Below are 26,967 nucleotides of genomic sequence, written 5' to 3'. Positions count from 1 at the left end.
CTTAACGACACAGGATCTTTCCATGAAAAAGAACATTATCGCCCTCGCTCTTGGTGGCATGCTCGCTTTTGGCGCAACACCTTACTCTTTTGCTGCTAACGATGGCGCTGTACAGGCTTCTGCGGATTACGCGCAGTTGGTGACTAAGCGACAAGTTGTCGACCAACTACTTCTTGATGCGTTGCAGGCGTTTAAGTCTCCGGCAAGAATTTCACACGCGGGCTTCACGGCTAAAATGCCAAGCAACATGGAAATTGTGACCAACCGATTGTTAGAAGCGTACCAGTTAGAACCTTACCGTACTGACCTGTTGATCTCGGCAGCAAACGCTCAGATCTACAACAAGAATGCAGAGCGCGCTATTGAGCTGTTTGAGCAAGCATTGACGGTTGCACCAGACGATGTCGACTTGCATGCGTATCTTGCGGTTTGGCAAAGATTTGAAGGCAATGAAAGTGAATCCAACAAGCATATGGAGAAACTGGAAAGCCTGAACAAGGGCAAAGCCGAAGACATCAAACGTATTTTTGCTACGGTTGATTGCGTGCTAGAAACACCACTGAAAGAGTCGGCGGACAAAGGTTTATTGGATGAGCACGGCGCCATTGTCACTTTGGGCTATGCGCTTAACCCAGATGGTTCTATGCATCAAATCTTGATTGAACGCCTTGAAACCACATTAGAAATGTCGAAAGCGAACCCAGATGCGATGATCGTGTTAACGGGTGGCGTGCCGAAGAATCACAAGACAGAAGGTAAGTTGATGGCAGATTGGCTTATCGAAAAAGGGGTAAGCAAAGATCGCATCATTGAAGAGAACTACGCGACCAGCACGGTAGGTAATGCCTTGTTCAGTAGCTACGCGCTTGCTCGTCATGATATTAAACACGCGACTATTATCAGTTCGGCGAGCCATGTTCGCCGTGGTCAAACTCTGTTTGAAATCGCGAGCTGGCAGACAGGCCCACAGGGCATTACCTTCGATACGGTTTCTTACCCAGATAAGCCGCTAGAAGATCTTAAGAAAGCGAGCAGTGGTGAGCTATTAGGTATCTACCGTGATGCTCTAAGAACTTATGGCATGTGGAGCTACCGTTCTTACCCACTGGAATCTCGTTAAGCCAAGCATTGTTTGCGTTTGGGAAAAGTGCGGTTCGCGTTAAACCAAAGCGTCACTTGTTAGTACAATCGAGCACAGCTAGATGATATGCTGTGCTCCTATTTAATTTAGTGTTTCAAAGGCAAAAAAATGAACCCGATTTTAGCGATGTTGAAAGAGAATAATATTAGCGACGAGCAGATCAGTGAGCTATTTAAAACGCTGACAGAGAACCCTCTTGCAGCAATGGCGACGATCAGCCAACTTGGTTTACCTCAAGACAAACTTCAAATGCTGATGGGTCAGGTAATGCAAAACCCTGCGCTAATCAAAGAAGCAGTTGAAGAGCTTGGCCTAGATTTTTCTAAGGTTGAAGCGGCTAAAGAGCAACTTCAAAAATAAGTGAATTTGAATGAGCTAATATCGAATTAGCTTAATCCACATTCCTTAAAAAGGTCGTTTAAGTTCAGCAACAAGCTGTCTTAACGGCCTTTTTTGATCTTGGTGGCGATTTTTGACTTTGATTTGAGTGCTATCAATCATCCTTTCTTATCCTTTACATACCGACCATTTCAACACAATTGACAGCAACCTTGCCAAACATGTGCGACTACTGACAATTTACTTACTAGACTTAATTAACCTATGTGCGACCTGATATGTGCACCTTGATGAACAGAGTTTTTGGATGAAGACAGCCCTAAATAATAGGGCTAACTGATTTGGGCCATAAGCGCGGTTTGTCCATGAGTCACATTAAGGAAAAGAATAAGAGGGCAACAAACTAAGCCCTCTATTAAGCAGTGATTTATAGGAAGCTAGTTATGAAGTATTTAAAGGAAACCGCTTTAGCGAGTCTTGTGCTGGTTGGGCTTGTTGGTTGTGGCGGTGATTCAAGTTCATCAAGCAGCACGACACCCATTACCTTAAGCGTGAGTGATGCGCCCATTGATGATGTTAAAGATGTCACCGTGACATTCAGTAAGGTCGCTTTACTTCCTCAAGGGGGAGGTTCGCCACTGATATATGATGTGTATAAAACGGACGAAAACGGCGATTACGTTGATGAAAATGGCGATCCATTGCCAGATGGCGAGGATCCGATTCCATTAAGTGTGAATTTGCTGGATTACCAAGGCAGCGATGCGCTTCCTTTGATTGAAAATGAGGTCATTCCGGTAGGCAGCTATAAGTTGTGTGTGTTTGCCAATGATGGCGATCATCCAACAGATCCATCATACGTGATAGAAAACGATGATACGACTCATGAGTTAACGGTGAAAGGTGAAGGCGCGTGTCCGCAAGGTGTGGGTAAAGAAGATAACGCTGGCGTGCTTTACTTTAATGATTCATTTAATGTGAACCAACAGAGTAACGATTTTGTTGTTGAGTTCGATCTTCGACGAGGCTTAAAGAACAGTTCAACTTTCCCTGATTACACTATTCAAAGAACGTCTGTAAGCCTTATCAATACGGTTGAGACAGGAAACATTGAAGGCACTGTTGCTCTTTCTACTTATGACACTTGTAACGGTGGTGATAATACATTTGTTCAGTCGGTGTACTTGTATGAAGGTGATGTTGAACAAGCTGACATGGCTCCGATTGGCGGCAGTGATGAAGTGAAACCGATCACTTCAGCGTCAGTGGCAATGAATCAAGCACAGACTAACTATGAGTTCTCTCTGGGCTTCATCGATCCAGGTACTTACTCATTGGGGTATACCTGTACAGCGCAGTTCGACAGTGATGAAGACAATGCTGATCCAGTTGCTGATGGTTTTGAAATCTATGATGTTCAAAATAGTGTTCAGGTAGTGGTTGGTCAGGATAGCCAAGTGTCATTCTAAGCTTTATGTGAATGACGCTTTTTAATCAAAACGGCCTCTCATTTGGAGGCCGTTTTTGATCATGTCACCGAGTTAGCATGAATTTGATACGCATTGAGTGTGACTCTAGGGAAGTGATGATGTAACGTTGTGTCTCTTACTTTAACCTAGCGAAATGTACTCCGGCGTTGCTCATGAAATCTAGCTTAAGCATTCGATCTTACACCAAGCAATTTAATACTCATGCTCATGATGACCATCATCAATTGGTATTGCCGATCCAAGGCAGTATCAATATCGAGATGGTGGGGTATGTCGGCAAAGTGGCCGTGGGCGAATGTGTCGTAATTCCGGTAACCACAGCGCATGCGTTTAAAGCGGATGAAGCCGCGCGGTTTATTGTCGCGGATATGGCGGAGTTGCCGCAGCACTTGTTGGAGCATGAGCTCTCGGTTTTCACGATAACACCACCTTTGATGAGCTTCTTGTTGTTTGTTGAGAAGCAGCTGGAGTATCAGGTCGATAGTGGTATTGAGTCATCAATCTTGGATGTGTTTTCACTGCTGTTAGAGCAACAACAACTGAGTAAGAGCATCGACCCAAGAATCCGTGCCGTACAAAGGCTAATCGCGGATAACTATACCCAGCCGTTATCCATTTCACAACTTGCTGAAACGGCCTGTTTGAGTCCTACCCAATTCAAAAAACGCTTCAAAGAATGTCTGGGCATCAGTGCGCTTAAATACATCACTCGCTATCGTATGGAGAAAGCCCAAGCCTTGCTAACCCACACCGATTTACCGGTTCAGTTGATTGCTGAAAATGTGGGGTATAGTGATGTTTCTGCTTTCAGTCGCCGCTTCTCTCAGCACTTTGGAATGTCCCCAAGGGCGTTTCTAGGCTCAATGAAAGAGAGTCTTTAGAAACAATAATAGCGTCCTTTCGGCAAACTAACTTTTAGCAATCTTCACTATTATCTATTTCAGAACTGAAAATTGGGTAATAGAAATGAATCTTGCCATCAATCGCGTTAACGAATTCCAAACGGGCACTTTAGCTATCTTGTTTGCTTCTATTTTATGGGGTACGACAGGCACCGCCGCAAGTTTTGCTCCCGATCTTAGTCCATTAGCGATTGGTGCTTTCTCTATGGGTGTCGGCGGCCTAATTCAAGCTGGCTTGGCATATCGAAAAATCCTATTCGCGTTTGACAAGCTTTTGCAGAACAAGAGGCTGTTGGCAGCGAGCGCTTTGGCTTTGGCGGTCTACCCTTTGGCTTTCTATTCTTCGATGAAATTATCAGGCGTGGCGATTGGTACCGTGGTTTCGATTGCAACCGCACCTTTCTTTTCGGCACTGTTAGAGTGTCTGATTAGCAAAAATAATAATATCAACAAACGTTGGCTCACTAGCTTTGCGACTGGTGTGGTGGGTATTGGGCTGTTAGTGTTTTCAGAATCTTCATCGACGAATGAATCCGGTGATGATCTCAAGCTGTTGGGTATTGCCTTGGGTTTGCTCGCAGGGCTGTGTTACGCCATTTATTCTTGGGCGACAAAAGCACTGATCGATAAAGGGATTAAGTCGCAAGCGGCGATGGGCAGTATTTTTGGCCTCGGCGCGATGTTGTTGTTGCCAACGCTCTGGTTTACGGGTGAGAACCTGTTTTCCTCGCAGACCAACGTATTAGTCATCAGTTATCTGACCTTAATCCCACAATGCTTGGGCTATGTCGCCTTCAGTTTTGGTCTGCGCCATGTGACCGCGAGTAGTGCCAATCTACTGACTCTGTTTGAACCAGTAGTTGCAGCGGTGCTTGCCGTCTGCGTTGTCGGTGAGCTGATTTCTTTTACTGGCTGGCTAGGTATGTCTCTGATTGTGCTGTGCTTGTTTATACAGTCGAAGCCAGCTAAAGGAACGTTATAAGTATTTGTTTTGTTGAGCCTAATTGAAATTTATTCATGCGTAATTCTTATAATTGAATAAAATCAGTATCTCAGTTGTGAGAGTGCTGTTACTATCGCTATCAATAGTCGGGGGGCATATACCTTATTAGGTGTTTGCTGAGATCGTTAATCGAGACCCGTTGAACCTGATTCAGTTAACACTGGCGTAGGGAACTATAAGCACTTGATCTACGTCTGCACTCATGAAGACTCTTCATGAATCCAATGCGACTTCTCCTTCGATCGGTGTTCGTTCTCCTACGTCTTGTAAGATAGTAGGAGCGACAATGACACACAGTTCTATTTCAAAAGATTTAACGCCAAAAGCCTCAGCTTCACAGCATTCTGTGGATGGTTCGATTCGAACGAACACTCCGATTGTATTGACGATCGCTGGCTCAGACAGTGGCGGCGGTGCAGGTATCCAAGCTGATATTAAAGCTATGTCTGCGACAGGTAGTTTCGCTTGTTCGGTAATTACCGCGATCACTTCCCAGAACACGCAAGGCGTTTCCGCCATTTTTCCTATTCCACTCGACCATGTTGCTAGTCAGTTAGATGCAGTTTTCACTGACCTGAATATCGTGGCCGTGAAAGTCGGCATGTTGGCCGATTCGCAAATCATCAAAGTCGTCGCTGACAAAATTAAGCAGTACCAACCTAAACACTTAGTGATTGACCCTGTAATGGTCGCAACAAGTGGCGATCTTCTCTTAGAAAACTCTGCCATTACAACGCTAAAGCAAGAACTGATTCCGCTGGCAGACATTATCACCCCTAACTTGCCAGAAGGCGCTGCACTTACAGGCAAGCCAGTACCTGAAAGCGAAGCTGAAATGCAGGGCATGATTGAAGACCTGCGCGCATTAGGTGCTAAAGCCGTTCTTCTCAAAGGCGGCCATTTAGAGAAAGATGAAAACAGTAATGACCTACTGATTCTACCAACCACCTCTGCCTTGATTAGTGCTAAGCGTTTCCCGACTAAAAACACGCATGGTACGGGTTGTACGCTTTCATCTGCTATTGCTTCTTTCTTGGCTCAGGGTAACACGCTGGCAGAAGCTGTTGACCTAGGCAAACAATACATTTCTCGCGCGATTGCTCATGCTGATGAGTTGCAAGTTGGTCAAGGTCATGGCCCGGTAAATCACTTCTTCGCTGGACACGGTAATGTCCGTTAATACGGTTGGCGTTCAACTCAGCAACGCGACGTTACGTTACCGAGACAGCGAGTACGCGACCTTGTCTGGGTTGTCGCTTAGCTTAAACGCAGGTAAGTGGACGGTATTGCTGGGTCGAAGTGGTTGCGGAAAAACCACGGTATTGCGTTATCTGGCAGGCTTGCTGGACGACAAGGTGGAGTGGCAGGGCACATTGGCAACGTCCGATGAATTGCCTTTAACGGACCGCATCGCTTACATGGCACAGCAAGACTTGTTACTGCCATGGCTATCGGTTATCGACAATGTATGCCTGAGTCATCGCTTTCAAAATCCAGTTTCTGATAAAGAACAGCAAACCAACCAAGCACTAGAGTTGTTAGCTGCGGTTGGTTTGGCTGATCACGCGGATGCTATGCCGGATCAATTGTCTGGCGGTATGCGTCAGCGAGTTGCTTTGGCTCGCACCTTAATGCAAGACAAACCTGTTGTGCTGATGGACGAGCCGTTCTCTGCGCTGGATGCGGTAACAAGACACAAGTTACAGAGCTTAGCGTGTGAACTGTTAAGAGATAAAACCGTTGTGTTGATTACTCATGATCCACAAGAAGCGGTGCGTTTGGCGGATAACTTGTATGTGTTGCAAGGCACACCGGCGAGCGCTCAGTCTTTATCTGTGCCTCTCACGTCAACGCCGAGAGTGCTAGACGGTGAATGTGCTGAGCTGCAACAAGCGATCTTAGATCAGTTGGAGCGAGATTATGAATGATCTAACACGAAGCGAAGCTGTGGCTCGTTCAGCTAACGTACAGACTACCACTACACGTCCTCGTCAGATGAATCCCTTTATGCGTTTGCTTATCAGCAGCGCCGTGATTCTCGGTTTATGGCAAATGGTGGTGGTTATCTTCGAGATGCCGAGCTTCATTCTGCCAGCGCCTGCAGAAGTCTTTATTAAGCTAATCGAACGTTACGATGTGTTACTCAAACACACATGGGTGACTGCGCAAGAAATCCTACTTGGCTTGTTACTCGGATTGTCTATGGGGCTATTTTTCGCCCTGCAGATGTTGATGTTCGAACCGCTGAAACGCTGGTTGTTGCCTATCTTAATTGCTAGCCAAGCGATCCCTGTGTTTGCGATTGCGCCAGTATTGATGCTGTGGCTGGGTTATGGCATCGCCTCAAAAGTGGTGATGGCGGCGATCATTATCTTCTTCCCCGTGACTACATGTTGTTATGACGGCCTGCGAAATACCCCGACAGGTTATCTTGACCTTGCTAAGACGATGGGTGCATCGAAATGGCAACTACTGCGTTATATCCAGCTGCCTGCTGCGCTGCCAACACTGGCGTCTGGTATTCGTGTCGCTGTGGTTATTGCTCCAATTGGCGCGGTTGTCGGTGAGTGGGTGGGTTCGAGTGAAGGGCTAGGCTACTTAATGCTGCAAGCCAACGCGCGCATGATCATCGACGAGATGTTTGCGGCCTTATTCATCTTGGCGGTGCTTTCAATCTCGCTCTACTTCATCACAGACAAATTACTTAAAAAGGCTATCCCTTGGGAAAACCAATGATGGTTCGCTCAATAACTCTTTGTTTAATAAAGCTTCGCTCAAGGCTATTTATCTAAACAAAACCTCGTTAAAAACTAGCTCGATAAACATAAGAATAATATTCAAAAGGAAAGGTTAACTGTGAAAAATACAAAATTGATAGGTGCAGTGGCACTGCTTGCTTCATTGGTTTCAGGTCATGCTCTAGCGGACTCTGAACAAAAGAAACTGACGCTGATGTTGGATTGGTTTGTGAACCCGAACCATGGCCCAATTGTGATCGCTCAAGAGCGTGGCTACTTTGCTGACCAAGGCTTAGACATTGAAATTCAAGAACCAGCAGACCCAAGCACGCCAGCAAAGTTGGTCGCGGCAGGTAAGGTCGATTTAGCGGTAACTTACCAACCAAGTTTAACCATGGATGTGGCAGCGGACCTTCCTTTAGTTCGTGCATCAACCCTTATCGCGACGCCACTGAACACACTAATGGTATTGGATAACGGCAAGAACGATTCGCTAGCGGATCTGAAAGGCAAGAAGATCGGTATTGCGATCGCTGGAAACGAAGAAGCGACTATCGGCACCATGTTAGCGCAAGAAAATGTTGAGTTTACGGACGTGCAAACCATCAATGTTGGTTGGGCACTGTCTTCTTCATTGGCATCGGGCAAGGTAGATGCAATTTGGGGTGGTCTACGTAACTTCGAAACCAACCAGTTAGCCCTTGAAGGCTTTAAAGCAAAAGCGTTCTTCCCAGAAGAGCACGGTGTGCCAGCTTACGATGAGCTTATCTTTGTTGCGAACGCAAAGCAGCACGATGATGAAGCGATCAAAGCGTTCAATAAAGCATTGGAACAAGCAACAACTTACATCGTGAACCACCCACAAGAGTCATGGAGCGAGTTTGTTGCGTATTCACCAGATACGTTGAACAACGAGCTTAACCAACGCGCATGGAACGACACGCTAACTCGTTTTGCACTTCGCCCTTCTGCTGTCGACCTGAAACGTTACGACGATTACGCACAGTTCATGTTCGACAAAGGCATCATCAAATCACTACCAAAAGCTGCTGACTACGTACCGAATTTTGACTAAGGAATCTCATGAAATACCAAGACTTAATCCAAGCCTGCCAACAAGATTGGCAAGACTACACAGAGCATGATTTTGTTAAAACGCTAGCAAACGGCACGCTAGCTCAACCATGTTTTCTGCACTATCTGAAGCAAGATTTTCTGTTTCTAAAACAGTATGCCCGCGCTTATGCGTTGGCGATTTACAAGGCAAAAACACTGGCGGATATGCGTCGTGCACTGCCAAGTGTTCATGCTTTATTAGATTCTGAAATCTCTCACCACGTGACTTACTGTGGTCAGTGGGGTTTAACTGAATCTGATTTGGAAAACGAACCGGAAGATTTCGGTACAGTTGCTTACACGCGCTACGTTCTGGATGCAGGCATGACGGGTGATCTTGTTGACTTATATGCAGCACTGGCTCCGTGTTCCATTGGTTACGCTGTGATTGGTAAAGCGCTGTTAGAAAGCAGCGATACCGTATTAGAAGGCAACCCATACGCAAGTTGGCTGCAACTGTATGGCAGTGAAGAGTTCCAGTCTGGCGTAGCAACGGGCGCGGAATACTTCAACCAGCTGCTTGCTGAAATTGATATCAACAGCGAGCGCGGTCAGAACATCGTTCATATCTTCAAAACCGCAACGCGTATGGAAGTGGCTTTTTGGCAGCAAGGACTGAACGCTCTTAATGATTCAACAGCGGCTTAAAAGCGACTTTAATGAATAAGGATTTACCCATGCTTACTGAACAAATTATTCAATCGTTACGCGCAGTACGAGAGCAAAAGCCACTGGTGGTGAACATCACTAACTACGTCGTGATGAACAACACGGCCAATGCGTTATTAGCGATTGGTGCTTCGCCAATTATGGCGCACTCGCAACAAGAACTGGCTGAGATGATGTCTTTCTCTGGCGCGCTTGTGATTAACATCGGCACGCTCGACAGTGTTTGGACGCCGAGAATGCGCTTCGCGGTCGAACAAGCTAACGCGAACAACAAGGTGGTGGTTCTTGACCCTGTGGGTTGTGGTGCAAGCACATTGCGTACCGAGACTTCTCGTGAAATCGCACGTTTAGCGGATAAGCTAATCATTCGTGGTAACGCGTCTGAGATTATCGCGTTAGCGGGTGAGCAAGCACAGAGCAAAGGCGTTGATGCGTTGGATAGCAGTGATGCTGCATTAGGCGCTGCGCAATGCTTAGTGACTGAATACGGTGCGAATGTGGTTATTTCTGGTGAGACGGATTACGTTGTCACGAAAGACAGTGTTGTGACGTTAAACAATGGTCATCCAATGATGCCTTATGTGACAGGCATGGGCTGTACCTTAACGGCATTGACCGGAGCATTTGCGGCTGTCGGTGATGACAGTGGTTTGGCTGCTGCAGCTGTTCTGGGTGTGGTTAGTGAAATAGCGGCTGAGAACTCACGAGGCCCAGGTAGTTTGCAAATGAACTTGCTTGATGAGCTGTATCAACTCGATGAAGAGACACTGATTCAACGCTTGAAGATTCAGTAGGTTTAATCTAGTTCTAAGCTCAAAACTGATAGTTCGAAGTTAATAGCTCTTAATTTAAAGCTTTTAACTAAAAGAAAGCCCCCGACACTTATGTGTAGGGGGCTTTTTGTTTGTGACTCAGAACTATGTCAGCTGTGATAAAGCAGCTTATGCTAGGTTCTAAAACGATTCACTTGGCTCTCTAGATGATGAGCAACCTCAGTTAAGTCGCTCGCTGCACCTGAAATGCTGCTGACCGATTCTTGGTTGCTTTGCGCGATGGTATTGGCACCTTGCGCATTTTCACCCAGTGACTTGGTTAAGCAGTCTTGCTCATCGACGGATATCGCGATTTGGCTGTTGGCCTGATTTAAATCTTGGATGTGTTGGTTAATCACATGCAGGTTCTGAGAAGCTTGTTGCGCCTGAGTCGAAGCATCAGAAACCGTGCTGTGACTCTCTTTGATCGATTCTAGCGCGTCTTTGGCACCACGTTGTAGCGAGGTGATGAGTTCGTCAATCTGGCTTGCTGAGTCTTGAGTTCGTTTAGCGAGCGTTCTCACTTCATCGGCTACGACAGCAAAGCCACGACCTTGTTCACCCGCACGAGCGGCTTCAATGGCAGCGTTCAATGCCAATAGGTTAGTTTGCTCAGAAACGCCTTTGATTACTTCAAGAATGGCACCAATGTTCATCGACTCTTTGTGTAGGTCCGTCACTTTTTGGCTGCTGACCTGCATGCTTTCGTCGGCGCTGCCAATCTCATGCAGAGTTTTGTCTACTTCTTTGAGTCCCATTGCCACATTCTCGGTTGCTTGGTTGGCAACTTGAGACGCGTGGTTAGCACTTGCCGCAATTTCTGATGTGCTTGAAGCCAATTGATCAACGGCAGAAGATATATTGATCATTTCATTGTTCAACTGTGTTGCGTTGGTCGAGCTGTTGTTTGTCACTTGATTGAGTGACTCCGACATCTCACCAATGCGCACGCTAGAACGGTTCACTTGACCAACAATATCGCGCAGAGACTCAATGGTGATCTCCATATTAGTCAGCAGTTCGCCAATCTCATTTTTGCTCTCAATGTTCACTTCAACATTTAAGTTGCCCTGAGAGAGCTCGTTGGTGATCTGTTTAACCTGTGCGATGCCTTTGGTTATAGAACGAGTCACCAACACGGCGCTCGTCATACCAATAACTAAGGCCACACCCGTCAGCAATATGATGATTTGAATCGAACGCTTTTCACTGGCTTGTAGCACTGGCGTGAGCGCTTGTTTCTGTTGCTCGAGAATACTTTGAGCATCCGCGACCGCAATCGCTAAGCTGTCACCAATAGAGGCGAGGGTAGCGGTTCTTTGCGTGTTCTCAATCATCTGTTGATGAACTTGCTCAAAGCCTTTTGCATACGCTTCGCGCTGGTTCGAGAAGTCTTCAATCAGCTCACTTTGATAAGGCGACGATTTGAGAGACTCAATATCGCCTTCAATACCTGGTAGCGCGTATTCAAAGATATCTTTACCCGCTTCATAGGTTTTGAGGTCGTTGTTGTTTGAGTAACTGAGCACGGTGATCTTGGCTGCGAGGAAGTTCTCCATCAACATACCCGCGTATAAGCTCGCGTTTGGATCGTTGTTATTGTAAGACTCATACAGCAAGCTCTGAGCTGCTTTCAGTGCGTTGGTTTCTCGTTTGACCATCTCAACGTTGACCAGTTGGTCAATGAGGAGCTCACTCTGTTTCATTGACCCATAAGCCACATCAAACGCCGCCACGCTGTCTTGCACTAATTGCAGGCTAGCTAGGCTATCGTTTTTGCTGGTGGATTGGATTAAGTTGTTGAGCAGTTCATCAATCGCAAGTTTGCTTGATTGATAATTCGTTTCGTACTGTTCATCCAATGACTCTAAGTAACGTTCAGAAGCTAAACGCATCTGAAGAAAGTGCACTTGAATGTTGCTTGATAATGTCGCTTTTTGGCTGAGTTCACTGTATTGGCTAAAGCCGTTCGACAAGGTTTGGATACCTTTGTAACTCACGAAGCCTGAAATGACGAAAAAGAGCAAGCAGATGGCATAACCCAGCTTGATCTTGAGCGCTATAGAAAGGTGGCGCATAACTATCCCTATATTTACCTGATTCCTTCACAGCGGAGTATTTCATAAAACAGCGTTCTGGGCATGCTTGAAGTGAATTCTTTGTGTAATAAGTAACGCTTTAGTTAAAAAGTTCAGGTTTTTCGGCATGCTTTCAATGAGTTGCGTATTTGATGGTACGTGTATCATTGAGCTAATTTAGTATTAACTTCCATGCACATGATGTGATTTGTCGGTAAAATGGTGCAACGCCAATTTTAGACATCGACTCCAAAGGTACGAAATGAACCCTTATAAGCTCTACTTAGTAACGGATGACCAACAAGATTTAGAAACGCTTAAGTTCGTGGTTGGACAAGCGGTTGCGGGTGGCGTCACTATGGTCCAAGTAAGAGAGAAACATGGGGACGTAAGAGCCTTCATTGAACGTGCACAAGCGGTTAAGTCTATTTTGGTTGGCTCAGGTGTACCGCTGATTATTAATGACCGAGTGGACGTTGCATTGGCTGTCGACGCCGATGGTTTACATCTGGGCCAATCGGATATGCCTGCAGAGTTAGCACGTCAGTTGATTGGTCCGGATAAGATTCTTGGGTTATCAATTGAAACTGAACAGCAGCTACAAGAAGCAGATAGTTTGCCGATCGATTACATTGGCCTCAGCGCGCTTTTTGCGACACCGACCAAGACGAATCTAAAGACACATTGGGGTTATGAAGGCATTCAAATGGCTTTGGAAACAACGAAGTTGCCGATTGTGGGTATCGGTGGAATCAACGAGTCGAACATTCCGCAGTTGGTTAAGACAGGTATTCATGGATTGGCCTTGGTATCAGCGATATGTCACGCTGAAAGCCCAAAACAAGCGACGCAGGATCTGCTATCTCTGATGGGAGATTGAAAAGGGGAGTAGATACTAGAAAACAAATGACGTTGGTCATCTGTTTTCTAGTGAAAGCACAAGCACGGAGTTGTGCTACATGTGTTTACCGATGGAGTATTTAAGGTGCTCTATCTAACACATCGCTTGGTCTACTGAATGCAAAGCGCAACCGTGCCGATGACCATAAGAACGATCGCAGCGTACCAACCGAATTGTGCAGTTTTATCAGCAACAAACACCTTAATGTAGTTGATCTCTTCATGCGCCATTGCGATGAAGTCCGTGTAGTTAATCGACAACTCACGGCTAGCTTCTTTTAGGTCTTGTTGAAGCTTGTTGAAAGACTCATCGATGAAGCCCTTTGTTTCCGAAGCAGACGGAGTAGCAGTTAACGCTAGGCTATTCCAAACCGCCATACGCGATTCATATTCGCTTTCACTGACACAATTAAGTACGCGTAAATCATACTCTCGTTTGTTACGCTCTTTACCCATTTTCTCAGGGCAAATATTTCTTAAAACGTTCACGACAAATTTTCCAAAAGGTTCATTTAGATATAAAAAAGCACTCAAAGAGCGCTCATAAACTGGGTGCGAATCAATATTCAAAAAGTGATCTATTTGAAACCGATGTAAGCGACTGCAAGGCAGAGCGTTTATCTGAGAGATTTGAAGTTGGGTCAGTGGTGTTAAAGAGCGATTTGGGTCCGTCTAAATTTGTTTGAAAAGACAAACCCGTTGGGATCGCAGTGTAGTTAGGTCACTTTTGGACATCAACTAGGGTGTTTTATCCAGACGACAAAGATATTTATCGGCAAGATAAGCAGAAATGAGGTAGCCGTGGTGAGTTCCACGCCGATATTGAACCTCTGAATTGACGATGTGTGAAGAATAAGGGAGGTTAGTTTGCCTGCCATTGATTGTATTGCAATGAGTGCCCCTTAATCTGCTCAATAAGGCTGGTGAGAACTGGGCCATTGATGTGGCTGCGAGAAACTAAACAACCCACAGGAGTAATCCAACCACCATGCTCGTGTGAGACAGGCAACGCCACAAGATCGCCTTTTTGAATGCCTTCCATCACCATCATCTCGGGCACATTCGCCCACCCTACGTTCTGTTCAACGAGATCAACAATGGTCTTGTGATTGTTGGCGTACCAAAGCATCGAGCTAATACCGTAGGTGAACCACAGTTCGCGCTGCTTTGAGCTGCGATGTACACATTGGCGATAACGCTTGAGGTCCGAGTCTTGTACTACCGACATTTGGCTGAGTTCGTGAGTGGTAGAGCTAACGGTGAGGAAACGCGCTTGGCCCAGCAAGAAGAAATCCATATCCACCTTAAGTTCGCCGTCCGCGTAAATGATGCCAATCTGTGCTTTTCCGCGTCTTACTAGGTCTTCAACATCAAAGGTTGAGGTGGTAATGATATCGAAGTGTGTGATCGGGAATTGAGCGGCGAGTGAGCTGATTATCTTAATGAAGTTCTTGTCTATGATGCTTTCATCAACCGCAATGATCAGTTCGTGCTCATCTTCTTGGGTCAGCGATTCTACTTTTTGATCGAAGTACTTTTGCTGGTCGAGAATCGACTTAGCCACAGGCAATAACGCTTTACCTTTGCTGGTTAAAACGGGGATGTTTTTCTCTCGGTTAAACAGCTCTTGGTCAATGGCAATTTCTAGATTGGCGATCGATTGGCTGACGCCGGACTGAGCGCGTTTCAGTTTGCGAGCGGCGGCAGAGAAAGAGCCACTTTCACACACCGTGACGAAGACTTTTAGTTGCTCAAAACTGTACATGTTATCTCTCGCTCAATTCAAAATGGGGTGTTTATACTTAAGCTATCACTAATCGTGATGGCTGTTAACTTTCTCTTATTGTTTTCGGTGACATAATTTCGGCTAACCCACCATGTAATAAATAGCTATAGGAATGTATGAGTACGTTAGAGAGAGTTTTCCACTCGGTGCTGTTTGAAGTATTGGCCGTCACACTGTCAATTATAGGTTTAGCGATATTTACTGATCACGATGTGAATGCCTTATCAGGAACCATGATAGTTATTGCGACTATCGCAATGATTTGGAACTACTGTTTTAACCGTATTTTTGATCGTTATTTCACGGGCGAAAAATCAAAGCGTTCGCTTAAGTTACGCGTTTTTCACGTCGTGCTATTTGAGGCTGGCTTGTTGTTCGCGACGATCCCTGTGATGGCATACTTACTTAACGTGGGGTTATGGCAAGCATTTTTGATGGATATCGGCGTGACCATTTTTATTACCATTTACGCGTTTGTGTTTAATCTAATTTATGACCATGTTCGAGCATTCTGGGTACGCAGAGGGGAGCTCGCCGTTCAATAATCTACCAAGTCAGTAAACATGATCTTGGCCACTAACCGGTTGTTTATTCGTTATTTTGACGGAGATATTCGGTTAGTAGGCCTAGGTAACCCATCGTTTGTTCTGCTATCTTAAATAAGGTGACAATTTGAGTTCTTGAAAGAACAGATTAAGAGGAAAGGATGCCAGATACCTCTCAGATAATGACAGTGGTAGATAAGAAGGAAGTCGAGCTGTTTGCGGAACTGTTCAAACATATCGATGGTGAAATCTACACCTTGTTACGCAGTGCCAAAATCCCGAATGACATTCTCACCAGTAATGACCATTACGATTACCTCCCAGAGACCACCATAAAAAATGTGGTCAAGATTATGGGTGAATCAGCGTCGAGAGAAGAGTTTGCGTTGTTTATGTGGAGCTTTTGCAAACAAACCTATGTACCAAGGTTTGTGGCTAAGCTAAGCAAGCAGGATTCATTGAAAAACGCGCTAGACCAATTTGGTGAGCAGTTGAAGCTCGTATCCAATGGTGCGAATGTCTATACCAAGCAATCCGGAGGCAAGTGGTGGTTGGTTCGCGAGAAGCCATTTACTAACGCACCTTGGTTTAAGTTCGCTGAACTGTTCTCTGTTATTTTCATCAACGAGCTACTTTCAGTATTAACGCAAGGTCGTTGGAAGCCGTCTGAGGTTGGCATTCAGAATGGCGATCTCGAATGCTTTCAATCTCTACCACAAATGGGCAGTGCTCAGTTTTATACGCATAGACCGGTCACTGCCTTTGAGATCCCTGAAGACATCATGCTTGCACCGATTGTTTTACCCAAAATTGCTCAAGTATCAGATCTCACTAAGCCTTTACCTAGCTCATTCCTGAGCGCTTTTAAGCTTGTTATTAAACCTTATCTCACGATGGGGAAACTCCCAATTAGCTTAGCTTCTGAGATTCTGAATATTCATGTCAGAACAATCCAGCGTCGGTTGGAAAGTGAAGGGGTGGTCTACAAAACCTTGATTGAAGAGATGGTTCTTGAGCAGGTCTTGGAGTTGCTAGAGCAGTCCGATCTATCGATCACGCAAGTGGGCGCGAAGATGGGGTATTCCGATTCTTCCCACTTTACCCGTGCCTTCAAACGACAGATGAACATGACGCCAAGACAGTACCGAAAAGAGCACAGCTAACGCCGGTAAGCAGCAGTACCAAGCTACCAGTAAGAGCTTCGGCAATAACCGCTCCGCAGCGAAACTCTAGCCAGTAAGTAAAAATTCCAGCCAGTAAGCAGAAACCGTAGCCTGAACGCATAATTATTTATTGTCACCAAATGGCCATTTATCAACCTTGAACACTGGCAGTATCACTACTAAGTTATTGAATGTGGATGAGTTGTTTTTGCCTCGATTTTTTTCCCGGAATTTTGATTAGATTTTTGTGATTATCGCGGCTGACAAAAACACCTTTGAAACCTCATGACACTCATTAGTAGTTACGGAATCGTTATGGGAAGTGGACTCCACTCATAAACGGAATCAAGGTGTATAAATGAAAAATGCAGGCTTAAAACTCTCTGTTGTTGCTCTTTCGTGTTCATTTGCTCTATCTGCAAATGCGGCATCAACGTTATTTACCAATGTTGATATTTTCAATGGTACAGAAAACAAACTTTACGAAGATCATCACGTACTGGTTGAAGACAATCTAATCAAACAAATTTCGGCAAACCCAATTGAAGCCCTTGAAGCTAAAGTGATTGATGGCGAGGGCAAGACGTTAATGCCCGGCTTAATCGATGGCCATGCTCACGTTATGATGAACTATAATTTTGGTGACATCGAAACCAATAAAGATCTCACCGACATCTCTATTCATGCAACGCAAGTGGCTAAGCGCTACTTAGATGATGGTTTTACAACCGTCCGTGATATGGGCGGACCTGCTTTCGGTTTGGCTCGCGAAATTGAGAGTGGCAATGTCGTTGGTCCTCGAATTTATCCGTCTGGCGCATTTATCTCTCAAACATCAGGTCACGGTGATTTCCGAGATAGAAGTGATCCCGGTTTCACGCCTAATTTGGTAGGGGATATTTCTAACTTCGAAAGAATGGGCATTGGCGCTGTAGCCGATGGCGTGCCTGAAGTACTCAAAGCGACAAGGCTGAACTTACGCAATGGTGCGACTCAGATAAAGATCATGGCCGGTGGTGGTGGCTCATCTCGATTTGACCCGATTGATACAACTCAATACTCGGTAGACGAAACCTGCGCCATCGTTGAAGCAGCAAAAGATTGGAACACTTATGTTGCTGCGCATACATTCAATGATCGCTCGGTAAATCGTCTGCTTGATTGTGGCGTAAAAACCTTCGAGCACGGGTTCTTTATTAATGACGACACGATGAAGAGAATTGCAAAAGAGGGCGGATACGTTGTTCCACAGATGTGGGGACTATCACCAGATCTAGCAAAGAATCCACTTATGCCTGCAGAAAAACTGCCGATGGTTGCTCAGCTTCAAGAGCAGTATGGTGACTACGGTAAACGCCTACTTGAAAATAACGTGAAGGTTGTTTTTGCATCAGACTATGTGGGTGCAGACTCGGATGCTGAGCGAGCTCGTCGTTACGAAATTTACTGGAGAACAGAAGCGTTTGGTAGCAACTTCGAAGTGCTGAAACAAATGACTTCTACAGCTGGTGAAATGTTAGCGATGTCAGGTCCTAGAGGCACAACCCAAGGTAAGTTAGGTGTCATCGAAAAGGATGCCGTTGCAGATATTCTACTGGTAGATGGTAATCCACTGGAAGACATGACGGTATTAGGTGCGACCACCGAGTGGTTCGACGCTGACCCTGAATACAAGACTATCGATACGATTAAATTGGTAATGAAAGATGGCGTTGTATACCGCAACGAAATGTAATCTTTGGTTTGATGTTTAATAGTTAGGTAGGGGGAATTTCTCCTCTACCTAACGTAGTTTTACGATGTTTGTGTGAGGTAAAGTGTCATGGTTATTTTGAAGCCAATTTGTTCTCTGTTTGTATTGTGTTGTTTGTCGTTTTCATTATTGGCTAGCGAAGTGAAAGTTACATACTGGGACGAGTTAGTTCCAAGCATGGAGTTGATAGAAGACCCATTTCAAAAGCTTGATCGAAATCAGATGTTTGATATGGCGACCATTGCTCGCTTTAAAGACGCGCAAACTGAAGACGGTTTTGTCGCAAGGGACGAAGCAACGCAAGAAATAATTGAAGTGACAGAGAGATTGAGAAAGCAGGACGTCGATGTTGAAGCGCTGTTTATTGCTCGTGAGCAAATTATGAAGCAACGAGAAGCGTTAGGTTCTAAACCAAATAATGAGGTTGTCGGTAGTAAGCATCGAATCCCTGGCTATATCACTCCGATTGAAATGGACGGAACTAAAGTTACTAAGTTCTTCTTAGTGCCTTCTGCAGGAGCTTGTATCCACACACCACCACCTCCAGCGAATCAATTAGTGCTGATAGATTACCCTCAAGGTATTGAATTGGTGAGCTTAATGACGCCAGTTTGGGTTGAAGGTGAGTTAACAGGGCATCAATCGAAAGAAAATGTGAATTACTCTGACGGCGCAGCCAACGTGCAGTCGGTCTATGCTATGAAAGCGGACGGTATAGAACAGTATCAACCTTAGCTAATGCATCTAGTTGAATCCGATCTCTTGTTGGAAGTATCTAAATCACCCAGTGTCATCAAATGACAATTTTCAATGTGAGTAATAACTAAAATAAATCTAACTTAAAAAGCACTGGTGACATGATGAACTCAAGATTTTCTAAAATAAGTATGGCAATTGTGATGGCGGCTAGCCCAATGAGCGGCGTTGTTTACGGTGCTAACTTTGAAGGCCCAGATTCTGTTGAAAATACAATTGCAGAGCAGAAAGCACAAAAGAAATCTTGGAGGGAGTCATTAGCTGAAGATGGTTTTACATTTGGTGCAGATTACTTTGCTTTGGGGCTGACCTCAGGGGATGGGGTTGGCGGCGATAGCGTTGATGCATCGTCGGGTGTGGCTCGATTATACGGTTCATGGCATCTATTAGGAAAGGACACACAGAACTCAGGGAGCTTAGTTTGGAAGGTGGAACATAGGCATGCCTATGGTGATACTTCGCCAAAAGAGTTTGGTTTTATAGGTTCAGACCAAATTGGATATGTAGGTTTGATAGCACCGGCTTTCAGTGACCAAGGGTTTCGTGTTACGGACTTAAATTGGAAGCAAAAAATCAATGATGGCAAAGGCACAATTGTTGTCGGTTGGCAGGATGTAACGAACTATGCGGATGTTTACGCTCTAGCAAGCCCGTGGTCTGGTTTTACTAATTTGGCATTCTCGACAGGCTCTGGTGCGATGGGCTTACCTGATGATGGTGTATTGGCCCTTTCTGCTGGTCATATGTTGGGCGAGAATTTTTATGTGGTCGGTGGTATCGCGGACGCAAAGGGTAAATCAGATGATATTTTTGATGGCTTTGATACTGCCTTTGGTAGCGATGCGTCTTACTTTACCACACTGGAATTAGGTTGGACGGCTTCGCAAGAGCAGATCTACACCGATAACTTCCATGTGACTTTCTGGGATTTTGGTGACGATACACGCCATAACCTCGCTTTCCCAGACCAAAATAATACTGACGGTGGTAAAGGTGTGAACTTCTCATGGAGTCAGTTCATGACTGATCAAGTGATGCCGTTTGTACGTGGTGGTATCTCTGAAGGGCAAGTCGCACTATATGATAAGTCGCTGAGTGTTGGTTTCGGTTATTTCGGATTAGGTAAGCCAACAAACAATCTTGGTGTAGCTGTCAATTGGTCGGAATTGAATGAAGAAATTCTGCAACCAGTCGCAAATTCAGACGAGCAGTGGACTGCGGAGATCTACTACAACATGCAGTTTGGTGACCATTTCCAAGTAACGCCTGACATCCAGTACACAAAGGATCCTGCATTCTCCAATGAAAGCAGCGCTTGGGTGTTTGGTATTCGAGCGAGAGTCTTTATCTAACTTCTCTGCTTGTTAATCCCTGAAACGTAAAAAGTGAGCCTTGATAGGCTCATTTTTTTGTTTTAGGTCTGTATCAAAAGCGACTATGCTTTTTCGGCTTTGGGCGTGTCATCGAGTGCGAAGTAGATTTTTGAAACAATAATCTCTGCGACCAAAATAGTGAATACCACAGCGAAGAACGCCACCACACCATTCCAAGGCCCTGTGAAGTCTACCTTGTCTCCAAATAAGATATTGATGGCTTCCAACATCACAAACTTAGAGCCCACCAAAATCACGTAACTGGATAAACCGCGATAAATCTTAGGTGCAGTCCCCGGTTTAGATTTGAAGTAATCCGCCAGCTTATGTTCTAAGCCGATAGACAATTTGAGCAGGAGTTGTAGCAGAATCGCAGCTGCAAATGAGATGGTGAATGATTCGATATTGACGAAGTCCCAGTATTCATCAAAAAAATTAAGAACCGTTAAATCGACGAGTACCGCAAGCGTGTATCCGACAAAGAGTCGTTGGGGCGTATTAAATCCATATACTTTTTCTATATTGCTCATCTACTTCTTCCTGAGTAAAGGGTTATAAAAAACTTAGGAGTTAATCTTATAATTTTCAAACGCTTATTGTTTTATATGCGAAACAGGTCTTAAAGTCGGCTTGGCGCATTATGGTAAGTAAGGGTTTTAAGAATGATCCAAGATAAGACTCCAATTTAGACAGAGGCGCATATGATTATTCATTTTAGAATCCAAGACGTAGAAGAGCTTTGGGGATCCATCGATTTGGCAACGCTCTTGCAGTTGGAACTGAGAGCAGTATCAACCACACCGTTAACTCTCTGATTGAAATAGTTAAGTTACCAATTACACTTGAAGCATAAGTTTGAATGGAGTCAACTTAATGCTTTCACCCCAATCGCTGTATTCCTCTTCTATTGTTCTGATCTTAACTGGCCTTTTTTCATCCTCGGCCTATGCCTCAAATGAAGCGATTCAAAATCGTTTAGAGAAGATCTTCGCGGCTTCTATTGCGTTGACTGACAGTGATGCAGTTTCTATTGGCTTTGTTGATTTTGATCCTAATTCATTTATCAATTTGAACGACAATGGTTTTGGCTCCGATAAAACCATCGATACTCGAAGTCAAGTGAGTGTGGGCTCCATTCCTTATTCTTCGGTGATTAACACCGATGACCCTGATCTTGACCTTATTTGGTCTGTGCGAGGGTCTTATGCGCTTTCTGAGCAGGATATTGAAATCTCATCAGATGTGACCTCTGATCGTCGTGTGAATCCGAATAAAGACTCAGTATTAGGCCTGTATGGCTTTTTCGGGGTTCAAAACCATTTAACCCAACGTTGGTCTATCGCGTATGGCTTAGGCACTCACTTGCTCTATTACCGCAATAAATACGAATACAACAACAGCTACTCTCAAGCATTTCAGTCTCAGCTAGACGGCTACGCGCTAAATACTTCAGCATGGGCATTGATTGGTGAGCCGTCGGTAAAACTCAAGTATTTAAAGAAGCAAGAGTGGGGAAGCTGGAATGTCTCTTCTAGAGTGCGTTATTTCTATGGGACTGGATGGGGTGAAGCGAACGATGGTGATATCGGTAACCCTGAAGGGATGCGATTTATTAATGAACTAGAGTTTAGGCAAAATGTCGCGCTCGATGCTTGGTCGTTAAACAACCCTCAGGTCCACTATAACTTTAGAAGAATCGATATAGCGGGGGATTTAACGGATCCTTTAGATACACACTATTACTATGAATTTGGCGCTGGGTTGGTGTTCGATGTCCCTTATGACTCTTACTTTTTTGATAACTTTGGCATCGGCATTAACTTCAATTATGGCAGTTCACTCAGTGGTGGTAGTTTGCTCTTCTTACTCAATAATTAGCATAAGTTGTTGATCTTCAAAGTACTCATATAATTTGAATTTGTATGTGTCGTAAAATGGTAAATATCTTAATCAAAACTTAGCCATCATAGTCATTCGCCCATCACCAGAGTAAACTATGAACAAGTTAAGTTATGACCGAAAAATGCCGCTATACGTGGTGTCTGCACTTGTCCTCAATATGGCATTTAGCTTGTGGTTGCTGAGTATTGCTTCTACGCCAGCCATGGTTTTTTCGGTGTGCGCGTTGTTTTTACTTAGCACTCTGATTACCGCACGTCTTTATCGACATGAAATGGCTCAAAGCAAGAATAACTTGTCGGAAGCGATCATTGATGGTGTCGCAGGTTTTATCGTCCTCGATAGTCAATTGAGGGTCATACAAGTGAATCAACAATTCTCACGAGTTTCAGGTTATGCCTTTGACCAAGTCGAATCTCGTCCGATTTCTGATCTCTGTTTTATGAATAACAGCAGTCTAATTGCGACCATTACTCGCTCACTTAAAGAAAACCAGAGATGGAAAGGTGAGTTGAGTGGCGTAAGTCGACTTGGTGAGCAGTTTACCGTTAACGTTGTGGTAGAAAAGCTAACTGAAATTCTGCCGCACAATAACAAGTACGTGGTGACCTTTACGGATATTAGCCGACGTAAGATATTGGAGCGTCGATTAAGAATGCTGGTGGAAACGGATTCACTGACAGGGTGCTGGAATCGACGCCGCTTTGATAACGACTTAAAACATTATTCAAACCTAGCGGAGCGTTATGGTTACACGCATTCCTGTCTGGCGTTGATCGATTTAGATCACTTCAAGGCCATCAATGATAATCACGGTCATGACCAAGGTGATTCAGCGCTGAAAGAGGTCGCAGAACTGTTGAGAAACAATAGTCGAGACACTGACATCGTCGCGCGAGTAGGCGGAGAAGAGTTCGCTATCTTGATGCCTGAAACCAATTTGGCAGAAGCGTTTGAGGCGATGTATCGATTGAAAGAAGTGATTACCAAAGGAACAACACTGAACCTGACTGTGAGCAGTGGTGTATCTGAAATTCAGGCGCAAGCCGAAGCGACCTATCGCAGTGCAGATAAGGCACTTTACCGCGCTAAAGGTAACGGGCGAAATAGAGTGTGTAGCTCTAGCTCAGGCTGCGCGACACCCATCGCGCTTGGCTAGGAGTTGGTCGCACTTAGCTAATCGGTGAGAGTGGTATCTAAGCTGAGATTGAGCGTTGGTAAATCTTCGGCGTAAGACCAGACACACGCTTAAACGCACGAGAAAAATGCGAGATGTTGGTGTAACCGAGCTGGCTAGAAATGTAGGTCAGGGTGTGGCCTTCTTCCATCAGTTCACAAGCTACAGAAAACATCAGGTTCTCTTTGATCTTTCGATAAGTGGTGTTTTCGTTCTTGAGTTTGCGTTGGAACGTTCGCACGGAAAAGTTGAGTAGCTCTGCCGCCTCTTCAAGAGAGAGGTCTTGTTCTTTCATGTACGGTTTTAGAAGCTCATAAATACTATCGGTAAAGCTGGTATGCCACTCAATAAGTGTCGGTTTTGTACTGAGGTCTTTAGACGTAAGACGGATTGGGAGTTGTAAGATCTCATCAGGAATCTGCACAGCAGTCGACGAATGATCAACAAACAGTTGGCAGTTACTTGATACCAGTGTTTTGACGACATCGATGTCATGCCCTTGCAAGCGAACCTTAGTCGGTAACCATGGTGATTGCGACAAAATGGTTATTAACTCGATGATATAAATAACAGCGAAAGCTTCGCCCCATTGAAACATAGGCGAGTTGTCTTCCGGTGCTGTGCGGCAAAACCAGCTCTGACCGTGTTCTTGGATAAACTCGACTTTGCTGCCTGGTGAATCATAGGCAAAGATTGAATTGATCTGTTTTAGTGCATCACCAATGGTTTCGAATTCGGTAAATTGATGCAAGACATTTGGGATTATTCGACGTCGAAATGCGAGTCCTAGAATATCGGTGAACCGAGAAACACCAAGTTGGGCGGATGTCAGATAAATCAAACGTTTAATCGATTCTGATGGCACGAAGTCGCTTTCTGATTCGATGAGATCGGGCGGCAAACCAGAATCTTTGAGCAAAAGGTGAAGGTCGAGACCATAGTCAGAAAAAACCTGAACCAGAATTTTGGCGTAGTTCGTTTGAATTACCGGGACTTGGTAGTGACTAGAGCTCATTAGAATACAATCCTGTATATATTGTCGCATTATTAGACGTGCATATCATTTGCAACGTTTTGTTTACTAAATCTAACCCTATTTACTTGAGTTTTCCATTACCGGGTTTATTTTTAAAGTATTAATTTTGTTGATGTTAGTTATCTAGAAGGGAGTCCCATGTCAGAAGTCAACGGGAATACGCAAGAAGCCAAGGAAGAAGTTGGCCAGCAAGAAAATGGAAAAGACAAAGTAAGAAAGGTCACCAACTACTTACTGTTGTTCGTGGCGTTCATGTTGATCTTCAGTATTATTTCAGACCGCATCATTCCTATTACTGATAATGCTCGTGTAAAAGGTTATATCGTTCCAATCAAGCCTGAGGTGTCGGGTAAAGTACTTGATATTCTTGTTCAACCTAACCAACTCGTTAATCAGGGCGACAAGTTAGCCATTTTAGACGAGTCTGATTACCAAATAGCCGTCCAACAAGCCGAGCAAAATTTAGAGATTGCAGGCCAAAATGTTGGTGCGCAAACCGCGAGCATTGCTTCAGCCCAAGCAAAACTCACTTCAGCGATTGTTGAAAGACAAAACACTAAACTGCAAGCTAAGCGTGTTTTAGAGATGGCCGATAAAGGTGTCGTTTCTAAATCAGATGCAGATAAAGCGCGAGCAGCATTGGCAACGTCTCGTGCGGCGGTTGTGAATGCAGAAGCTGACCTAGACCGTGCTAAGAAACAAATGGGTAAAGAAGGCCAAGAAAATAGTCAAGTGAAAGCGGCGTTGTTGGCACTTGAACAAGCTCAATTGAATCTAGAACGCACCGTGATTACCGCACCGACACAAGGTGGTGTTTCTAACTTTAGCCTCTCTGAAGGTTTCTATGCATCAGCAGGGCAAGCAATCATGACCTTTGTTTCAACCGAAGATATTTGGATTGAAGCTTATTATCGTGAGAACAGCCTAGGTAACGTTACCGTTGGTGATGAAGTTGAAGTGGCGTTAGATTTCGCTCCGGGCAAAGTGGTAAAAGGGCACGTAAGTAGTATCGATTGGGGTGTTGATTGGGGGCAAAATGATCAAGCCGGTAAGCTTGCTCAAGCTAGCCAACAAACGGGTTGGTTGCGCCAAACACAGATGCTTCCTATCACCATTGAATTTGATAATGAAGAAGTGACAGGCATGCTCCGAGTGGGTGGCCAAGCGGATGTGATTGTTTATAGCGGCGATAACTTTGTGTTCAACGCGATAGGCAAGGTATGGATTCGTTTGATTAGCGTATTGTCTTATGTCCGATAAGCCGATTCCTGACCAACAAACACAGCAACGGATCCTGCGATTTACTGTCGGGGTCACGTTGGCTGTTTTCTTGGCGGCGTGGATAAACTGGCCACTTGCGTTTGTGGCGCCAGTGTTCACTGCTAAATTCTTAATTGATAAACCAAACCTCCATAAGGAAACGGTCTACGAATTGCTCTTGGCCGTTGTGGTGACAATGGGGTTAGGTTTATTGTTGTCGCGAGGAATTACCCATTATCCAATCCCATTGCTGATTTTAGTGGGGCTAATGATGCTTTGGGGCTACTACTTGTTTGTCGACCCAAAATGGAACCTGTTTGCCACCATACTGTTGATTGCGGTTTTGATGTTGCCATTCATGGCGATTGATAACCCCGGCGTGTCAGTAATGCTGGCCTCTGGCTTAGCGACCTCTGGTGTGGTTTCAGTCATGCTTTTTGCGTTAGTGCATGTGTTTTTCCCTGAGCCAAAATCGGCGTTCTCAGGCTTCGCTGCTGCGCCACTCGAAAAGAAACAGCGTTGGTATGCGGCCTTTAGGGCGATGATTATCTCCTATCCAGTGGTGTGCTTTTTCTTTATTTTTCAAATATCTGAAGCTTTACTGACAATGATGTTCATTGCGTTGTTATCGTTGATGATTACGTCAGAGAAGTCGATAAAGTTGAGCGCTTTTCTGGTGATAAGTAACGGTATCGGAGGATTGCTGGCGATTGCTGCTTTTTCAATTCTTTCCATAGTACCCAACATTGTCTTCTATTCTTTGTTTATAGGACTTATTGCCATTCTTATGGCTACCAAGATCTACACGGTTCCCGAAAAAGCACCTATTTTCGCCACTGCATTTAGTACGTTGCTCGTACTGGTTGGTAGCACATTGATGAGCTCCGGTGACATCGATAGCAACACCCTTATACGCATATTCCAATTAGTGTTAATTGGCATATATATGATTTTGGCTTCTCTATTCCTAGAAACACGGAATTGGAAGTTCCTACAAAATCAGCCTTAATTTTGTTTAACAAGGACGTCTC

General features: G+C 44.8%; 26 protein-coding genes and 1 riboswitch. Of the genes, 21 read left to right on the top strand and 5 right to left on the bottom strand.

Features of this window, described 5'->3' with window-relative positions; translation table 11 throughout:
- Positions 1-22: 22 nt before the first annotated feature.
- The 11 genes from AB4484_RS14875 to thiM all read left to right on the top strand — a co-directional run bounded on the left by AB4484_RS14875 (position 23) and on the right by thiM (position 10,192).
- Entirely contained in the window at positions 23-1,120 is a 1,098-nt protein-coding gene (locus AB4484_RS14875) for an ElyC/SanA/YdcF family protein (RefSeq protein WP_372078935.1), read from the top strand.
- A gap of 129 nt (positions 1,121-1,249) precedes the next feature.
- Positions 1,250-1,501 (top strand): DUF2999 family protein, encoded by a 252-nt coding sequence (locus AB4484_RS14870; protein WP_004731647.1) that lies wholly within the window; start codon positions 1,250-1,252, stop codon positions 1,499-1,501.
- 422 nt (positions 1,502-1,923) lie between these two features.
- Positions 1,924-2,949, top strand: a complete 1,026-nt coding sequence (locus AB4484_RS14865; RefSeq protein ID WP_372078933.1) for a DUF4382 domain-containing protein — start codon at positions 1,924-1,926, stop codon at positions 2,947-2,949.
- 173 nt (positions 2,950-3,122) lie between these two features.
- Positions 3,123-3,851 carry a helix-turn-helix domain-containing protein gene (locus AB4484_RS14860; protein WP_372078930.1) on the top strand — a complete coding sequence of 243 codons (729 nt, stop codon included), beginning with the start codon at positions 3,123-3,125 and terminating at the stop codon, positions 3,849-3,851.
- Positions 3,852-3,936: 85 nt separating this feature from the next.
- Positions 3,937-4,854 carry a DMT family transporter gene (locus tag AB4484_RS14855; protein WP_372078927.1) on the top strand — a complete coding sequence of 306 codons (918 nt, stop codon included), beginning with the start codon at positions 3,937-3,939 and terminating at the stop codon, positions 4,852-4,854.
- A 98-nt stretch (positions 4,855-4,952) separates the two neighbouring features.
- A riboswitch (TPP riboswitch) is annotated at positions 4,953-5,064 on the top strand.
- Between the two features lie 97 nt (positions 5,065-5,161).
- Positions 5,162-6,055: a bifunctional hydroxymethylpyrimidine kinase/phosphomethylpyrimidine kinase gene (gene thiD, locus AB4484_RS14850; RefSeq protein WP_181360296.1), complete on the top strand. Its 894-nt coding sequence runs from the start codon at positions 5,162-5,164 to the stop codon at positions 6,053-6,055.
- Positions 6,045-6,803, top strand: a complete 759-nt coding sequence (locus AB4484_RS14845) for an ABC transporter ATP-binding protein (RefSeq protein ID WP_372078924.1) — start codon at positions 6,045-6,047, stop codon at positions 6,801-6,803. The genes thiD and AB4484_RS14845 overlap by 11 nt, the downstream gene beginning before the upstream one ends.
- Entirely contained in the window at positions 6,796-7,611 is an 816-nt protein-coding gene (locus AB4484_RS14840) for an ABC transporter permease (RefSeq protein ID WP_372078921.1), read from the top strand. The genes AB4484_RS14845 and AB4484_RS14840 overlap by 8 nt, the downstream gene beginning before the upstream one ends.
- 120 nt (positions 7,612-7,731) lie before the next feature.
- Positions 7,732-8,688, top strand: coding sequence for an ABC transporter substrate-binding protein (locus AB4484_RS14835; protein WP_372078918.1), 957 nt, complete (start codon positions 7,732-7,734; stop codon positions 8,686-8,688).
- Positions 8,689-8,696: 8 nt separating this feature from the next.
- On the top strand, positions 8,697-9,377 hold the full coding sequence (gene tenA, locus AB4484_RS14830) for a thiaminase II (protein WP_004731635.1): 681 nt from the start codon (positions 8,697-8,699) through the stop codon (positions 9,375-9,377).
- Positions 9,378-9,406: 29 nt separating this feature from the next.
- Positions 9,407-10,192: a hydroxyethylthiazole kinase gene (gene thiM, locus AB4484_RS14825; protein WP_372078914.1), complete on the top strand. Its 786-nt coding sequence runs from the start codon at positions 9,407-9,409 to the stop codon at positions 10,190-10,192.
- Positions 10,193-10,344: 152 nt separating this feature from the next.
- Here thiM and AB4484_RS14820 read toward each other — a convergent pair whose 3' ends face one another.
- A complete protein-coding gene (locus tag AB4484_RS14820) occupies positions 10,345-12,288 on the bottom strand; it encodes a methyl-accepting chemotaxis protein (RefSeq protein WP_372078911.1) in 1,944 nt (647 codons plus the stop codon).
- A gap of 262 nt (positions 12,289-12,550) precedes the next feature.
- Here AB4484_RS14820 and thiE point away from each other — a divergent pair, with 262 nt between their 5' ends.
- A complete protein-coding gene (gene thiE, locus AB4484_RS14815) occupies positions 12,551-13,168 on the top strand; it encodes a thiamine phosphate synthase (RefSeq protein ID WP_372078908.1) in 618 nt (205 codons plus the stop codon).
- 131 nt (positions 13,169-13,299) lie between these two features.
- Here the strand turns inward: thiE and AB4484_RS14810 are convergent, their stop codons facing one another.
- On the bottom strand, positions 13,300-13,644 hold the full coding sequence (locus AB4484_RS14810) for a thiamine-phosphate diphosphorylase (protein ID WP_372078950.1): 345 nt from the start codon (positions 13,642-13,644) through the stop codon (positions 13,300-13,302).
- 406 nt (positions 13,645-14,050) lie between these two features.
- Positions 14,051-14,953: a LysR family transcriptional regulator gene (locus AB4484_RS14805; protein WP_372078905.1), complete on the bottom strand. Its 903-nt coding sequence runs from the start codon at positions 14,951-14,953 to the stop codon at positions 14,051-14,053.
- Positions 14,954-15,090: 137 nt separating this feature from the next.
- Here AB4484_RS14805 and AB4484_RS14800 point away from each other — a divergent pair, with 137 nt between their 5' ends.
- The 5 genes from AB4484_RS14800 to AB4484_RS14780 all read left to right on the top strand — a co-directional run bounded on the left by AB4484_RS14800 (position 15,091) and on the right by AB4484_RS14780 (position 20,543).
- Positions 15,091-15,519: a PACE efflux transporter gene (locus AB4484_RS14800; protein ID WP_122081118.1), complete on the top strand. Its 429-nt coding sequence runs from the start codon at positions 15,091-15,093 to the stop codon at positions 15,517-15,519.
- Between the two features lie 182 nt (positions 15,520-15,701).
- Entirely contained in the window at positions 15,702-16,682 is a 981-nt protein-coding gene (locus tag AB4484_RS14795) for a helix-turn-helix transcriptional regulator (RefSeq protein ID WP_050644330.1), read from the top strand.
- Between the two features lie 358 nt (positions 16,683-17,040).
- A complete protein-coding gene (locus tag AB4484_RS14790) occupies positions 17,041-18,417 on the top strand; it encodes an amidohydrolase family protein (RefSeq protein ID WP_048606124.1) in 1,377 nt (458 codons plus the stop codon).
- 87 nt (positions 18,418-18,504) lie between these two features.
- The gene (locus AB4484_RS14785; RefSeq protein WP_052878655.1) at positions 18,505-19,170 is read left to right on the top strand and encodes a DUF3299 domain-containing protein; all 666 of its coding nucleotides are present in this window, start codon (positions 18,505-18,507) and stop codon (positions 19,168-19,170) included.
- A gap of 164 nt (positions 19,171-19,334) precedes the next feature.
- The gene (locus AB4484_RS14780; protein ID WP_372078947.1) at positions 19,335-20,543 is read left to right on the top strand and encodes a carbohydrate porin; all 1,209 of its coding nucleotides are present in this window, start codon (positions 19,335-19,337) and stop codon (positions 20,541-20,543) included.
- Between the two features lie 83 nt (positions 20,544-20,626).
- Here the strand turns inward: AB4484_RS14780 and AB4484_RS14775 are convergent, their stop codons facing one another.
- Positions 20,627-21,094 carry a hypothetical protein gene (locus AB4484_RS14775; protein WP_004731619.1) on the bottom strand — a complete coding sequence of 156 codons (468 nt, stop codon included), beginning with the start codon at positions 21,092-21,094 and terminating at the stop codon, positions 20,627-20,629.
- Between the two features lie 343 nt (positions 21,095-21,437).
- Between AB4484_RS14775 and AB4484_RS14770 the strand changes: the two genes are divergently transcribed.
- On the top strand, positions 21,438-22,442 hold the full coding sequence (locus tag AB4484_RS14770; RefSeq protein WP_372078902.1) for a Solitary outer membrane autotransporter beta-barrel domain: 1,005 nt from the start codon (positions 21,438-21,440) through the stop codon (positions 22,440-22,442).
- A gap of 118 nt (positions 22,443-22,560) precedes the next feature.
- The gene (locus AB4484_RS14765; protein WP_048615483.1) at positions 22,561-23,622 is read left to right on the top strand and encodes a GGDEF domain-containing protein; all 1,062 of its coding nucleotides are present in this window, start codon (positions 22,561-22,563) and stop codon (positions 23,620-23,622) included.
- Between the two features lie 37 nt (positions 23,623-23,659).
- Here AB4484_RS14765 and AB4484_RS14760 read toward each other — a convergent pair whose 3' ends face one another.
- A complete protein-coding gene (locus AB4484_RS14760) occupies positions 23,660-24,655 on the bottom strand; it encodes an AraC family transcriptional regulator (RefSeq protein ID WP_050644271.1) in 996 nt (331 codons plus the stop codon).
- Between the two features lie 159 nt (positions 24,656-24,814).
- On the opposite strand from AB4484_RS14760, the gene AB4484_RS14755 reads away from it, so the two are divergent.
- Together AB4484_RS14755 and AB4484_RS14750 are read left to right on the top strand one after the other, a co-directional pair.
- On the top strand, positions 24,815-25,936 hold the full coding sequence (locus AB4484_RS14755; RefSeq protein WP_048610903.1) for an HlyD family secretion protein: 1,122 nt from the start codon (positions 24,815-24,817) through the stop codon (positions 25,934-25,936).
- Complete coding sequence (locus AB4484_RS14750; RefSeq protein ID WP_048606138.1) at positions 25,926-26,945, top strand: DUF2955 domain-containing protein; 1,020 nt, start codon at positions 25,926-25,928, stop codon at positions 26,943-26,945. Before AB4484_RS14755 ends, AB4484_RS14750 begins: the two co-directional genes overlap by 11 nt.
- Positions 26,946-26,967 lie beyond the last annotated feature (22 nt).

Origin of the sequence: Vibrio sp. 10N.261.46.A3, from assembly GCF_041472995.1 — a bacterium.
Lineage (GTDB): Bacteria > Pseudomonadota > Gammaproteobacteria > Enterobacterales > Vibrionaceae > Vibrio > Vibrio coralliirubri.
Note: the sequence above shows the minus strand (reverse complement) of the source record. Positions and strands in the feature narration are given on the sequence as shown.